14 protein-coding genes and 1 pseudogene are annotated in these 12,675 nt (G+C 65.7%); 8 read left to right on the top strand and 7 right to left on the bottom strand.

Annotated elements, in window-relative coordinates:
* Positions 1-78: 78 nt before the first annotated feature.
* Entirely contained in the window at positions 79-285 is a 207-nt protein-coding gene (locus tag HWX58_RS08725) for a hypothetical protein (protein ID WP_175987019.1), read from the top strand.
* Positions 286-334: 49 nt separating this feature from the next.
* Here HWX58_RS08725 and HWX58_RS08720 read toward each other — a convergent pair whose 3' ends face one another.
* Positions 335-709, bottom strand: coding sequence for a MerR family transcriptional regulator (locus tag HWX58_RS08720; protein ID WP_175987085.1), 375 nt, complete (start codon positions 707-709; stop codon positions 335-337).
* A gap of 194 nt (positions 710-903) precedes the next feature.
* Here HWX58_RS08720 and HWX58_RS08715 point away from each other — a divergent pair, with 194 nt between their 5' ends.
* The gene (locus HWX58_RS08715) at positions 904-2,421 is read left to right on the top strand and encodes a SulP family inorganic anion transporter (RefSeq protein WP_175987016.1); all 1,518 of its coding nucleotides are present in this window, start codon (positions 904-906) and stop codon (positions 2,419-2,421) included.
* A gap of 68 nt (positions 2,422-2,489) precedes the next feature.
* Here HWX58_RS08715 and HWX58_RS08710 read toward each other — a convergent pair whose 3' ends face one another.
* Genes HWX58_RS08710 through trxB form a run of 5 tightly spaced genes read right to left on the bottom strand, consistent with a single transcriptional unit; the run spans position 2,490 to position 6,309 of the window.
* Positions 2,490-2,897, bottom strand: coding sequence for an arsenate reductase ArsC (locus HWX58_RS08710; protein WP_175987014.1), 408 nt, complete (start codon positions 2,895-2,897; stop codon positions 2,490-2,492).
* A 25-nt stretch (positions 2,898-2,922) separates the two neighbouring features.
* Positions 2,923-3,918, bottom strand: a complete 996-nt coding sequence (locus HWX58_RS08705; protein WP_175987011.1) for a metalloregulator ArsR/SmtB family transcription factor — start codon at positions 3,916-3,918, stop codon at positions 2,923-2,925.
* Positions 3,919-3,920: 2 nt separating this feature from the next.
* A complete protein-coding gene (gene arsB, locus HWX58_RS08700) occupies positions 3,921-5,012 on the bottom strand; it encodes an ACR3 family arsenite efflux transporter (RefSeq protein ID WP_175987008.1) in 1,092 nt (363 codons plus the stop codon).
* Positions 5,009-5,335, bottom strand: coding sequence for a thioredoxin (trxA, locus tag HWX58_RS08695; RefSeq protein WP_175987006.1), 327 nt, complete (start codon positions 5,333-5,335; stop codon positions 5,009-5,011). The genes arsB and trxA overlap by 4 nt, the downstream gene beginning before the upstream one ends.
* Complete coding sequence (gene trxB / locus HWX58_RS08690) at positions 5,332-6,309, bottom strand: thioredoxin-disulfide reductase (RefSeq protein ID WP_175987004.1); 978 nt, start codon at positions 6,307-6,309, stop codon at positions 5,332-5,334. The genes trxA and trxB overlap by 4 nt, the downstream gene beginning before the upstream one ends.
* A 126-nt stretch (positions 6,310-6,435) precedes the next feature.
* Here trxB and HWX58_RS08685 point away from each other — a divergent pair, with 126 nt between their 5' ends.
* Together HWX58_RS08685 and HWX58_RS08680 are read left to right on the top strand one after the other, a co-directional pair.
* The gene (locus HWX58_RS08685) at positions 6,436-6,837 is read left to right on the top strand and encodes an arsenate-mycothiol transferase ArsC (RefSeq protein ID WP_175987002.1); all 402 of its coding nucleotides are present in this window, start codon (positions 6,436-6,438) and stop codon (positions 6,835-6,837) included.
* A 46-nt stretch (positions 6,838-6,883) separates the two neighbouring features.
* Positions 6,884-7,796: pseudogene (locus HWX58_RS08680) on the top strand (IS5 family transposase); the annotation flags it as partial.
* Positions 7,797-7,864: 68 nt separating this feature from the next.
* Here the strand turns inward: HWX58_RS08680 and HWX58_RS08675 are convergent.
* Positions 7,865-9,166: an FAD-dependent oxidoreductase gene (locus HWX58_RS08675; RefSeq protein WP_217702966.1), complete on the bottom strand. Its 1,302-nt coding sequence runs from the start codon at positions 9,164-9,166 to the stop codon at positions 7,865-7,867.
* A gap of 83 nt (positions 9,167-9,249) precedes the next feature.
* Between HWX58_RS08675 and HWX58_RS08670 the strand changes: the two genes are divergently transcribed.
* The 4 genes from HWX58_RS08670 (at position 9,250) to pstC (ending at position 12,621) form a co-directional block, all read left to right on the top strand.
* Positions 9,250-9,591 (top strand): ArsR/SmtB family transcription factor, encoded by a 342-nt coding sequence (locus tag HWX58_RS08670; protein ID WP_250646169.1) that lies wholly within the window; start codon positions 9,250-9,252, stop codon positions 9,589-9,591.
* A 35-nt stretch (positions 9,592-9,626) separates the two neighbouring features.
* Positions 9,627-10,517 carry an MFS transporter gene (locus tag HWX58_RS08665; RefSeq protein ID WP_175986995.1) on the top strand — a complete coding sequence of 297 codons (891 nt, stop codon included), beginning with the start codon at positions 9,627-9,629 and terminating at the stop codon, positions 10,515-10,517.
* A gap of 149 nt (positions 10,518-10,666) precedes the next feature.
* Positions 10,667-11,632, top strand: coding sequence for a PstS family phosphate ABC transporter substrate-binding protein (locus tag HWX58_RS08660; RefSeq protein ID WP_250646168.1), 966 nt, complete (start codon positions 10,667-10,669; stop codon positions 11,630-11,632).
* 26 nt (positions 11,633-11,658) lie between these two features.
* The gene (pstC, locus tag HWX58_RS08655) at positions 11,659-12,621 is read left to right on the top strand and encodes a phosphate ABC transporter permease subunit PstC (RefSeq protein WP_217702965.1); all 963 of its coding nucleotides are present in this window, start codon (positions 11,659-11,661) and stop codon (positions 12,619-12,621) included.
* The last annotated feature ends 54 nt before the right edge of the window (positions 12,622-12,675 follow it).

Raw genomic sequence — 12,675 nt, 5'->3', positions numbered from 1 at the left:
TCACAATCACAACCTGGGAAGCTTCGCTCTGAGACGGCTCCGCCCTGAGCCCACGATGACCCGAAGGAGCCGACAGCAGTGCCATCGTCAGACCGGCAATCCGGACGCGGACTTCTCGTCCTCGATGTCGACGGAACTGTCTCTCGGATCTACCGCGACGAAGAGCGCGTTCTGCATAAAGACGAGCCGGGTTGGCGTTCGTGGATGAGCGTTGATGATGAAGTGGTCGATGCACTCGACAGGCTCGTCGAGGGTTCTCAGATTGACGATCTTGGCCGCGCTTGAAAATCCTCACCGTCCGAGCCGGCTGCTTCCGAACTCAGGTGAACGTGGGCTAAGGAAGTGGCGTTCCTAACGACAGGCGACCGAGCAATCCCACGAACTCGTCGGCCATTGCGAGTTGTTCAGTGAGCTTCTCTCGTCGAACCCGCGCACCCTCTCTGATGTCGTCGAGACGGGCACGCAGAGAAGAACTGTCGGGGGTCACGGCCAGAGCATCGACGACGTCCAGTAACTCGCGCATCTCGTCGAGGGTGTACCCGAGAGGCTTCATCCTACGAATGAGCAGCAGTCGTTCGACATCCTTCTCCGTGTAGAGCCGGAAATTTCCTTCGGTGCGCGCGGATGGCGCGACGAGGCCGGCATCTTCCCAGTGCCGGAGGGTACGGAGAGACAGGGATGTACGTTCGGTGACCTCACCGATGCGCATGGTTTCGTCGTTGCCCAACGGCCACCTTCAATCGATTTCCTCGCAACACTCACGTCACGTTAGAGTTGCACGCGGCGCGGTTCTCGCGCCGCCACCCCTCATCTTCTCGCGTCGGCCTGACCGACGCCTGCGCACCGCTGCGCTCCCATTCGTTTCCCGCGCTCTCACGAGAGAGCCCACCACCCGGAGGGCACATGACTGCCGTCACCCCCACCCGCGACTCCGCGTCGCGTTATCGCATCGAACCCACCGTCATGCAGGCGCTGCGCAGCCCGCGCCTCCTCACCCGTGAGGTCCTCGCTGGTCTCGTCGTCGCACTCGCCCTAATCCCGGAGGCGATCGCGTTCTCGATCATCGCGGGCGTCGACCCGCGCGTAGGCCTGTTCTCGTCGTTCATCATGGCGGTCGCGATCGCGTTCCTCGGTGGCCGCCCCGCAATGATCACCGCAGCGACCGGCGCGATCGCGCTCGTCATCGCGCCGGTGGCCCGCGAGTACGGCATGGACTACTTCATCGCCACTGTTCTTCTCGGCGGGCTCATCCAGATCGTCCTCGCCCTCCTCGGCGTCGCCAAGCTGATGCGCTTCATCCCGCGCTCGGTGATGGTCGGGTTCGTGAACGCCCTGGCGATCCTGATCTTCACGTCCCAACTTCCCCAGCTCTTCGACGTGCCCTGGCTGGTCTACCCGCTCGTGGCAGTCGGACTCCTGGTGATGTTCCTCATGCCGCGCATCACGAAGGTCGTCCCGGCGCCGCTCGTCGCGATCGTGCTGCTCACCGCTGCCGTCGTCGTCTTCGCTTGGAACGTCCCAAACGTGGGCGATCAGGGCGAGCTCCCCCAGAGCCTTCCGGAGCTGTTCATCCCGAACGTGCCGCTGAACTTGGAGACTCTGCAGATCATCGCCCCCTACGCTCTCGCCATGGCCGTCGTCGGCCTTCTCGAGTCGCTCATGACCGCGAAGCTCGTCGACGACATCACCGACACCCACTCGCGCAAGACCCGCGAGGCACTCGGCCAGGGAGCCGCGAACATCCTCTCGGGAGCGTTCGGCGGCATGGGGGGTTGCGCGATGATCGGCCAGACCATGATCAACGTCAAGGCCTCCGGCGCCCGGACCCGCATCTCGACCTTCCTCGCCGGAGTCTTCCTGCTCGTGCTGATCCTCGCTCTCGGCGACGTCGTTGCGATCATCCCCATGGCGGCGCTTGTTGCCGTCATGGTTGTCGTCTCGATCGCCACGTTCGACTGGCACAGCATCCGCTGGGGCACTCTCAAGCGGATGCCCAAGAGCGAGACCGCCGTGATGCTCATCACCGTCATTGCGACCGTTTGGACGCACAATCTCGCGGTCGGCGTCATCCTCGGTGTGATCGCTGCGATGATCATGTTCGCGCGTCGCGTCGCTCACTTCGTGAGCGTCACCCGCGTGCTCAGCGACGAGGGTGACGCAGCGCATTACGCCGTCGACGGAGAACTGTTCTTCGCCTCCAGCAACGACCTCACCACGCAATTCGAGTACGCCGAGGACCCTGACACCGTGGTCATTGACATGAGCCGATCTCACGTCTGGGATGCCTCCACGGTCGCTGCCCTCGATGCGATCGTCACCAAGTACGAACACCACGGGAAAAACGTCACCATTGAAGGCCTGAATGACACCGCGGCAGCCTTCCACGGCCGCCTCACCGGCAATCTCGGCGCCGGGCACTGAGCCCCTGAAGCGGGAGAGGGAGGGGGCTGCCATGAGGCGACCCCCTCCCCGGCAGGCACCGGTCTGATTCAGACCAGTTCGCTGACCAGCTGCTCGATGCGCGCGCGGATGTCGTCGCGGATGGGGCGTACAGCGTCGATACCCTGGCCGGCCGGGTCGTCGAGCTTCCAGTCCTCGTAGCGCTTACCGGGGAAGAACGGGCATGCGTCACCGCATCCCATCGTGATGACGACGTCGGATGCCTGCACGGCCTCGGTCGTGAGCACCTTGGGCTGCTCGGCGGTGATGTCGATGCCGAGTTCCTGCATTGCCTCGACGGCGGTTGGGTTGATCTGGTCGGCGGGCATGGAGCCGGCGGAGCGGACTTCAACACGGTCTCCGGCGATGTCGCGCAGGAATCCTGCGGCCATCTGCGAGCGTCCGGCGTTGTGCACGCAGACGAAGAGGACGGAAGGCTTGGTGGTCGTGTCAGTCATGGTTGCTCCTGGTGAGAAGGGTTGGTCAAGGGAGGAGATCGTCGACGAGCGCGCGCACGCGTCCGGCGATGTCGTCGCGGATGGCTGCGACGCCGTCGCGCGAGGCGAGGGCCGGGTCTCCGACGGCCCAGTCGTCGTAACGGACCCCGGGGATGATTGGGCAGACGTCGCCGCAGCCCATCGTGATGACGACGTCGGCCGCGCGGACGGCATCGTCTGTGAGTGGTTTCGGGAAGCGCTCAGCGGCCAGGTCGCCTTCGATTTCAGCGAGGATCGAACGGACGTGCGGGTGCATGACGTCGGCGGGAGCAGACCCCGCCGAGCGAGCGATGACCTTGCCGGCAGCGAGCTTGTTGACGAGCGCGGCGGCGAGCTGCGAACGTCCGGCGTTGGCAACGCAGACGAAGAGCACCTGCGGGACCGATGCATCGCGGTCGCGGGTGAGGTCGGCGAGTCGTTGACGCGCGAAGCGCTCGGTCAAAGGCACGAGTGCTGACGTGACTCGTGCGGTCCGCGCGAGGGCTATGTAGGACTCACGGACAATGGTGAGCACGACGTCGGGATCCAGCTCGGTGACTTCCGCGGCGAGTTCATCCGCGAGGTGGGTCACGCGCGCGTCGAAGTCTGGCCGTGGCTCATCGTGGTGGTCATCGGCGACACTCCATGGGGCGAGCGTCGCGGGCGCAAAGGATTCCAGCAAGGCCGTGACGGCGCTGCGGCGGTTCGGGTTGATCCGATACCAGACCCAGGTTCCACGCCTCTCAGAGGTGAGGACATCGACGTCCTTGAGCACCTTCAGATGGTGAGAGACCGTCGGCTGGGCGACGTCGGCGAGTTCGGCGAGGTCGCAGACGCAGGACTCCCCGCGGGGGTCCGACGCGATGGCGGACAGCATTCGAAGACGGAGCGGATCCGACAACGCCTTCAGAGTCGAGGCGACCGAGGTGGCCGCGTCGACGCCTATGGCGTGGCTGGCGACGGGACTGCAGGTGTCGCCTTCGGTGGTGAGCATGGCGTTCATGTCTACATCCTTTCGGCGGTGAATGGATCGGTGTGGAACCAGCGGCGGGCTGCCCAGAGAGAGACATAGACGAGTCCGACGAGAACCGGTACTTCGATGAGCGGGCCGACGACTCCGGCGAGGGCCTGGCCGGATGTGGCGCCGAATGTGCCGATGGCGACGGCGATGGCGAGTTCGAAGTTGTTGCCCGCTGCGGTGAACGCGAGCGTCGACGAGCGGGCGTATCCGAGCCCCAGCGCTTTGCCGGTGAAGAGGCCGATGAACCACATGATCGAGAAGTACGCCAGCAATGGGAGTGCGATCCGAGCGACGTCCCAGGGGCGGCTGGTGACCTGTTCGCCCTGAAGAGCGAACAACAGCACGATGGTGAACAGGAGACCGTAGAGGGCCCAGGGGCCGATCTTCGGCAGGAAACGGTCCTCGTACCAGTCGCGTCCCTTCGTGCGCTCCCCGATGAAACGGGAGGCGAATCCGGCGATGAGGGGTATCCCGAGGAAGATCAACACGTTCAGTGCGATCTGCCCGATCGAGATGTCCAGGCCCTGCGAGTCGAGTCCGAGCCAGCCGGGGAGGACGGTGAGGTAGAACCAGCCGAGGAGCGAGAACGCGATGACCTGGAAGACGGAGTTGATGGCGACGAGCACTGCTGCGGCTTCGCGGTCGCCGCAGGCGAGGTCGTTCCAGATGACGACCATCGCGATGCAGCGAGCGAGGCCGACGATGATGAGGCCGGTGCGGTACTCGGGCAGGTCGGGCAGGAACGCCCAGGCGAGGGCGAACATCAGTGCGGGGCCGACGAGCCAGTTGAGTGCCAGGGAGGAGATGAGGAGTCTCTTGTCTCCGGTGACGGCGGCGACCTTGTCGTAGCGAACCTTCGCCAGGACCGGGTACATCATCACCAGCAGCCCCAGTGCGATCGGCACCGAGATGCCGCCGACTTCGAGGCTGGCCAGGAGGTCGGAGACGCCGGGGATGAAGCGGCCGATGAGGATGCCGCAGACCATGGCCAGGCCGATCCAGAGTGGCAGCCACCGGTCGAGGGTCGACAGGCGGCGCGTGGTCGGGGCGGTGGTGGGTACGGTTGCGGTGCTCATGCGACGAGCGCCTCCAACTTCTCTGCGATGGCGGGCTTCGGGTGGGCGCCGATGAGCATGTCGACGCGCGTGCCTCCCGTGTAGAAGCCGAGGGTGGGGATGGAGGTGACTCCGACCGCAGTCACGGTCTCGGGGTTCTGGTCGGCGTCGAGCTTGACGATCTTCACGCGCCCGTCGTATTCGGCGGCGAGCTGGTCAAGGATGGGTGCGACCTGCTTGCAGGGCCCGCACCAGGTGGCCCAGATGTCGACGACGACGGGGATCTCGGAGTCGAGGACCTCGGCCTGGAAGGTGGCATCGGTGACGGTGATGGGCGCGCTCATGCGAAGACCTCCTCAGCCTCGGTCAAGACTGGTGCGGCCTCGTCAAGCGCGGCGAGGTAGTGCTGGGCATCTTGTGCTGCGGCGCACCCGGTGCCTGCGGCGGTGATCGCCTGCCGGTAGGTGTGATCGACGAGATCGCCGGCGGCGAAGACTCCTGCGAGGTTCGTGCGGGTGGAGGGGTGATCGACGAGGACGTAGCCATCGGCATCTGTGTCGACGAGGCCGGTGACGATCTCGGAGCGCGGGTCGTGGCCGATGGCGACGAAAACTCCGGTGGCTGGCAGCTGCTGCTCGTTGCCGGTGACGGTGTTGCGCAGTGTGACTGCTTCGACCTTCTCGGCGCCGACGAGCCCTGCGACTTCGCTGTTCCAGACGACTTCGATCTTCGGGTGGTCGAATACGCGCTGCGCCATGATCTTCGAGGCGCGGAACTCACCGCGGCGGTGTACGACGGTGACCTTCGACGCGAAGCGGGTGAGGAACAGTGCCTCCTCCATCGCAGAGTCTCCGCCACCGACCACGACGATCTCCTGCTCACGGAAGAAGAAGCCGTCGCAGGTGGCGCACCAGGAGACGCCGCGGCCGGTAAGGCGTTCCTCGTCGGCAATGCCGAGCTTGCGATACGCGGAGCCCATCGTCAAGATCACGGCGCGCGCGAGGAACGTCTCTCCAGAGCCCGTCTCAATCGTCTTGGTCGGGCCGTCGAGATCGACCAAAACCGCGTCGTCGAGGAGGATGCGGGCGCCGAAGCGCTCCGCCTGTGCGCGCATCGACTCCATCAGCTCGGGCCCCTGCACGCCGTCAACGAAACCGGGGAAGTTCTCCACCTCCGTCGTGGTCATCAGCGCGCCGCCGGCAGTCACGGAACCGGCAAGGACCACGGGGGCGAGACCTGCCCGCGCGGCGTAGACGGCCGCGGTGTATCCCGCAGGGCCTGATCCGATGATGACCAGTTCAACCGCTTGAATCGACATGTGTCTATATTGACATTTATCGATACCGACCGCAACCTTCGTTGAAGGAGTTCACCTGCTCGTCATCTGATGAACAGATCATGCGGGTGACGCAGCCGAAACAGTCGAGAAACCAGAGGACGAGAGATGACCCAGCCCAAGACGGTTCTGTTCATATGCAAGCACAATGCGGGGCGCTCCCAACTCGGTGCTCACCTCCTCGGGCACGTCGGTGATGAGCGGCTGATAGCGACGAGTGCGGGAATCAGCCCAGCGGAGACTATCAACCCGGCCATCGCGGAATCACTGCACGAACTCGGAATTGACACGTCGGCGGCCACGCCGCGCGCGGTGACGACAGACGATCTTGAGGCGGCCGATGTCGTGGTCCTGATGAAGCCGAACCTCCCGCTGCCGGGCGCGGTTCGCGGAGATCTGGTCGAGTGGTCGTTCCCGGATCCGTCGAACTGGGAAGCCGACGGCGTGCGCGAGCTCCGCGACGCTATCGACGCGAAGGTGCGCGGTCTGGCGGCTCGGATCGTCAGCTAGGGCGTGTCTCCTATATGTTTGGTGAGGCGCGCGGGATGCTGGTGGGGTGAGGTCGACGGGGTCGCGGTATCGGGTGTTCACGGACGAGCAGTGGGAGCGGATCGAGCCGTTGCTGCCGTCGAACTCGGGTCGTCGTGGCCGCCCGTTCGGTGACAATCGCCGCGTCGTGGAGGGCATCGCCTACCGTTTCCGTACCGGGATTCCCTGGCGCGATCTGCCGCGTGAGCCGTTCGGTCCGTGGCAGACGGTGTGGAAACGACACCGTCGGTATGCCGGCGACGGGACTTGGGATCGCGTTCTCGTGCGGATCCTCGCAGACGCCGACGCGGCCGGGAAGGTAGATTGGGCGGTGTCGATCGACGCGACGATCGCACGTGCGCATCAGCATGCGACGAACACGACCCGTCCGGAGCAGGACACAGGGGGCGGGATCGAATCACAAGAACCTGCCGTGGTTCGCGGTTGAGCCGCCCGGTCACGGCATCGGCCGCTCCCGCAGCGGGCTGACCACGAAGATCCACCAGGCCGTCGACGGGCACGGCCGCCCGCTGGCGATGATCGTCACCGGCGGGCAGCGCAACGACGGTGCGATGCTCGCCGACGTGCTCGGCGAGATCCGGGTTCCCCGAATCGGTCAGGGCCGGCCGCGGACCCGACCGGATGCCGTGATCGCCGACCGTGCCTACGCGACCGGGGTCATCCGGACGGAACTGCGCCGCCGTGGGATCAAGGCCGTCATCCCAGACAAGAAGGACCAGATCGCCGCACGCAGACGCCGCGGCAGTCGTGGTGGGAGACCCTACGGGCTCGACACGGACGCTTATCGCGGCCGCAACGTGATCGAGCGGTACTTCGCCCTCGCCAAGCAATGGCGAGGCATCGCCACCCGCTTCGACAAACTCGCCATCACCTACCGCGCCGGCGTCACCCTCTGCGCCATCCTCACCTGGGCCCGCCTATTAGGAGACACGCCCTGGACACTGAGGGGTGGGGCTCCACTCGGAACCCCACCCCTCAGGAGTTGCAATCAGCCGACGGCGACGGGCCGCGCCCCGATTTGGAGGGTCGCGGGGGCAGCACAACAGCTACCTGCGTTGTCATCGAAGTCACCGGATCCGCCACACACACCGGTGTCGGGGAGGGTGAGTTCGTTCCGGCCGGCTGCCTCGTGATCGCCCACGAGGTGCGCGGCGACACTACGGACCTGCTCGAAGCCGGTCAGGGCGAGGAAGGTCGGGGCTCGGCCGTAGGACTTCACTCCGACGATGAAGAACCCTTGTTCCGGCTGCGCGAGCTCTCTCGCGCCGGTTGCCGACACCGATCCGCAGGAGTGGATGTTCGGATCGATCTCGGATGCGATTCCTGCGACCGCCTCGAGAGTGGGATCGAGGTCGATCCTGAGTTCTCGCAGCATCCCGGTGTCAGGGCGGAAGCCCGTGAGTGCGAAGACGCGCCCGACATTCGGCACCTCGCGCCCATCTTCGGCGACGACTGTCAGACCGTCGGCGCCCTGCTGGAACTCGGCGACGCGGAATCCTGTCACCAGGTCGACGACCCCGTCGTCGATCACCTTGCGTGCGCGGGAGCCGAGCGCGGCGCGCTCTGGCAGCTCGTCCCCGATGCCGCCACCGAAGACGTTCGCGGCGCTCCCTCTGCGCAGCAGCCAGGTCACGCGGGTTCCCGGCGACCGGCGGGCGAGCTCGCTCAGACGCAGCACGGCGTGCGTGGCGGAGTGCCCCGCTCCGACGACCACGACATGCGAACCGGCGAGGTCCGACACATCGGCCGGGATACGGTACGAGATCAACTCGGACGCTGCGGTTTCGCCGAGGGCCGGGAAGCCGTCTGCCCCGGCAGGATTGGGAAGACTCCAGGTGCCGCTCGCGTCGACGACGGCACGGGCGAGGAGTCGGGATTCGGTGCCGCCGGCATCGACGGTGTGCACGACGAACGGCTGGCTCTTGCGGCCTGCGTCGACGACCTTGTCGCGGCCCTGACGGGCAACTCCGGTAACGGTCGTCGCGTAGTGGATCCGCGCACCGAGGGCGTCTGCGAGCGGCATTAGGTACTCGCTGACCCACTCTGATCCGGTCGGGTACCCCGACGCAGGTGCGCTCCACCCCGTCCGCTCGAGCAGGCGGCGCGCAGCTGCGTCCGTGAGCTCCGGCCACGCCGAGAACAGGCGCACGTGCCCCCACTCGGAGACGGCAGCCGCAGGACCGTGCCCGCGCTCGATAACGACGACGTTCTCGTCGCGTTCGACAAGATGCGCCGCGGCGGCCAGACCCTGCGGGCCTGCTCCGATGACGACGACAGGAAGCTCAGACATCACATCTCCTCAAATCGAGAATCTTCAATATGACGACTGTCGCCGATCTATCGAAGATTGTCAATACGTGCCAGACTAGACCCGTGAGCCTGCCAACGACAATCGAAGCGACCGCCTGCTGCGTCCCGCGAATCACGTCCGCGCTGACCGCCGAGGAGGCCGACCGCGTCGCGCGTGTGTTCAAAGCACTCGGTGACCCCACGCGCGTCAGGCTACTGTCCCTCATTGCCGCCGGAGCAGGCGGGGAGGCATGCATCTGCGACTTGACCGAGCCGGTCGGCCTCTCGCAGGGCACCGTCTCGCACCACATGAAGCTCCTGGCGGATGCTGGACTTGTCACGCGCGAACAGCGCGGCAAGTGGGCGTACTTCGCTCTCAACGTCGACGCGATGGATGCCGCTGCCGACGCCCTCCGCGCGGTGTGAGTGCAGTGGGTGCTCCGCCCCGCCTGGGCGGACGATTGGCTGCGCTTTCGGTGGGGCAGGTCATCAGCTGGGGAATCCTGTTCTATGCGCTGATCGTTGCGTCCCCCGCGATCGCGGATGACACGGGCTGGCCCGTCGCCCTGGTGACCCTGTCGTTCTCCTCGGGTTTGGTCGCATCCGCCGCCGCTGGGGTGTTCGTGGGTAAGTGGCTCGACGAGCGAGACCCCCGCCTCACCATGACCGTCGGCAGCATCGTCGGCCCCATCGGGCTCCTGGTCGTCGCCTTCGCACCAGATCTGGCGGTCTTCACGATCGGGTGGGTGATCGCAGGTGTTGCGCAATCGGCGGTGCTCTACCAGGCCGCGTTCACCGTCATCGCCCGTCGGCACGGGGTGACTCGCCCCGGCGCGATGACGATTCTGACGTTAGCCGGCGGGCTCGCGTCCACCATCTTCGCTCCCATCGTCGCCGGCCTTCTCGGGGTCATCGACTGGCGCGCCATGTTCCTGATCCTTGCCGGCTTTCTGCTCCTCACCACCGTGCCCCTGCACTGGTTCAGCCTCGAGCGCTCCTGGTCACCCGCCCCGCATAACAACACCACAGAGGTGCACACGGTAAGCACCGTGGTGCGCACCCGCCGCTTCTGGATGCTCGAGCTGTCCATGCTCACCCTCGCGGCCGCGCTGTTCAGCGTCACCCTCGCCCTCATCCCGCTGTTCACCGAGAAGGGCATGAGCTATGAACTCGCCGCCTGGGCCCTCGGGCTCCTCGGGGCGGGCCAGGTGATCGGACGGCTGCTCTACGTCGCCATCCCGCACACTGCCGCACCCTGGGTTCCCCTCACCGCCACCGCTGGCCTCAGCGTTGCTTCACTCGCACTCCTGGCGCTAGTTCCCGGGCCCCCATGGTTAGTCTCCGGCCCCTGACGCCCGCAAGCTGCGGGAGTTCTTCCGCGTCCGTTCACCTCACGTTCACATAGATGACCTTCTATCAATACGTCGGATAGACAACCATCTATTCGAGGCGGTTTATCGGCTGCCTGGCACCCGAACACCTGAGATGAATGGAAGCAATCGTGCGAAAGACCACAGCAAAGATCTTCGCGTCCACTGCACTAGTCGTCATCGGCGCTCTCGCGCTGAGCGCCTGTGGTGGCCAGCCGAGCGCAGGCGAGTCCGCCGGCTCCGGTGAAGGATCGGGCGGGATGACCGGCTCCGTGAACACCGACGGATCGTCGACAGTCGCCCCGCTCACGGAAGCCGCAGCTGACCTGTTCCGCGACGCGGAGGCCGGAGTGAACGTCTCCGTCGCCACATCGGGCACCGGCGGAGGATTCAAGGTCTTCTGCGCAGGAGAGACGGATATTTCCAACGCCTCCCGCGCCATCAAGGACGAAGAGGCCGCCGAGTGCGAGGCCGCCGGCATCGAATACACCGAGATCATCGCAGCCAACGACGGGCTTTCCGTCATCGTCAACCCGGAGAACGACTGGGCCGAAGACCTCTCGGTCGAGCAGCTGAACATGATCTGGGGCCCGGAAGCCGAAGGCGAGATCACGAACTGGAACCAGGTCGACTCCAGCTTCCCCGACCAGGCGATCACGCTGTTCGGCGCAGGCACCGACTCGGGAACGTTCGACTACTTCACCGACGCAATCAACGGCGAAGAGGGCGCGATTCGCACCGACTACAGCCCGTCCGAGGATGACAACATCACCATCCAGGGCGTCGCCGGCGATGTCGGGGCCATCGGATTCCTTGGCCTCAGCTACGTCGAAGAGAACGAGGGCGTCATCAAGGCTGTCGCGGTCGACGGCGTGATGCCGAGCACCGAAACCGTCCAGGACGGCACTTATACCCCCCTCGGCCGCCCGCTGTTCATCTATGTCAACAACGCCTCCTACGTCGACAAGGAGCCGGTGAAGGCATTCGTCGACTTCTACGTCGACAACTCCCTCGACATCGCCGAGCGCGCCCTGTTCGTGCCCCTCACCGAGGAGCAGGTCACCACCGCCGCGGACGAGCTCGCCTCGCTCGGCTGAACACGCTCGATCAAAGAAAGCAGCTCATGACCACCGTCGCTGAGCGGCAGGGGGGCCCGGCAATCGGCCGGGCCCCCTCACCCTCCTCCTCCTCCTCCTTCGCGGGACGCCGCAGACCCGGCGAGTTCCTCATCAAGCTCGGCCTGCGCCTCGCCGCGGCCATCACGGTCATCACCACCGTGGGCATCGTCATCGCGCTCCTGGTCCCCTCGCTGAGCTTCTTCGCCGAAGTCTCACCGTTCGAGTTCCTCTTCGGAACACGCTGGGCTCCCCGGTTCGCCGACGCCTCCTTCGGCGTCCTGCCCCTGGTCACCGCAACCCTGTGGACCACGGTCATCGCCCTCCTCGTCGCCGTGCCCTTCGGCCTCGGAGCGGCCATCCTCCTGGCCGAGTACGCGAAACCACGGGTCCGGAAAGTCCTGAAGCCGTTGCTCGAGATCCTCGCGGGCATCCCGACCGTGGTCTACGGGTTCTTCGCCCTCCAGTTCGTGCAAGGCACCGTACTCCGAGACTGGCTGCAGCTCCCCACCGGCGCATTCAGCGTCCTCGCCGCCGGACTCGTCATGGGAGTCATGATCATCCCCACCATCGCCTCGATCGCCGAAGACGCCATGTCCGCCGTACCGGGCGCACTCCGTCAGGGAAGCGCCGCTCTCGGCGCCAACCGGATGCAGACCACTCTGCGCATCGTGTTCCCCGCCGCGCTGTCGGGAATCGTCGCCGCTGTTGTTCTCGGAATCTCCCGCGCTGTCGGAGAAACGATGATCGTCGCGATCGCGGCCGGTAGCCAGGCGCAGCTGGTGAGCAATCCACTCGAGCAAGGCCAGACGATGACAGGCTTCATCGCCAACGCCGCACTCGGAGACTCCCGTGTAGGAAGCCTGGAGTACAACACCCTGTTCGCGGTCGGGCTACTGCTGTTCCTGATCACCCTGCTCATCAACTTCATCAGCATCCGCTTCGTTCGCCGATTCCGGGAGGCCTACTGATGTCCGCATCGACCCACGCTCCAGGGCGCGTCATTCAAGCGACACGGCCGCTGA

The sequence above is a fragment of the Microbacterium tenebrionis genome, assembly GCF_903645325.1.
GTDB classification, from domain to species: Bacteria; Actinomycetota; Actinomycetes; order Actinomycetales; family Microbacteriaceae; genus Microbacterium; species Microbacterium tenebrionis.
This window is presented reverse-complemented; position numbering and strand designations above follow the sequence as displayed.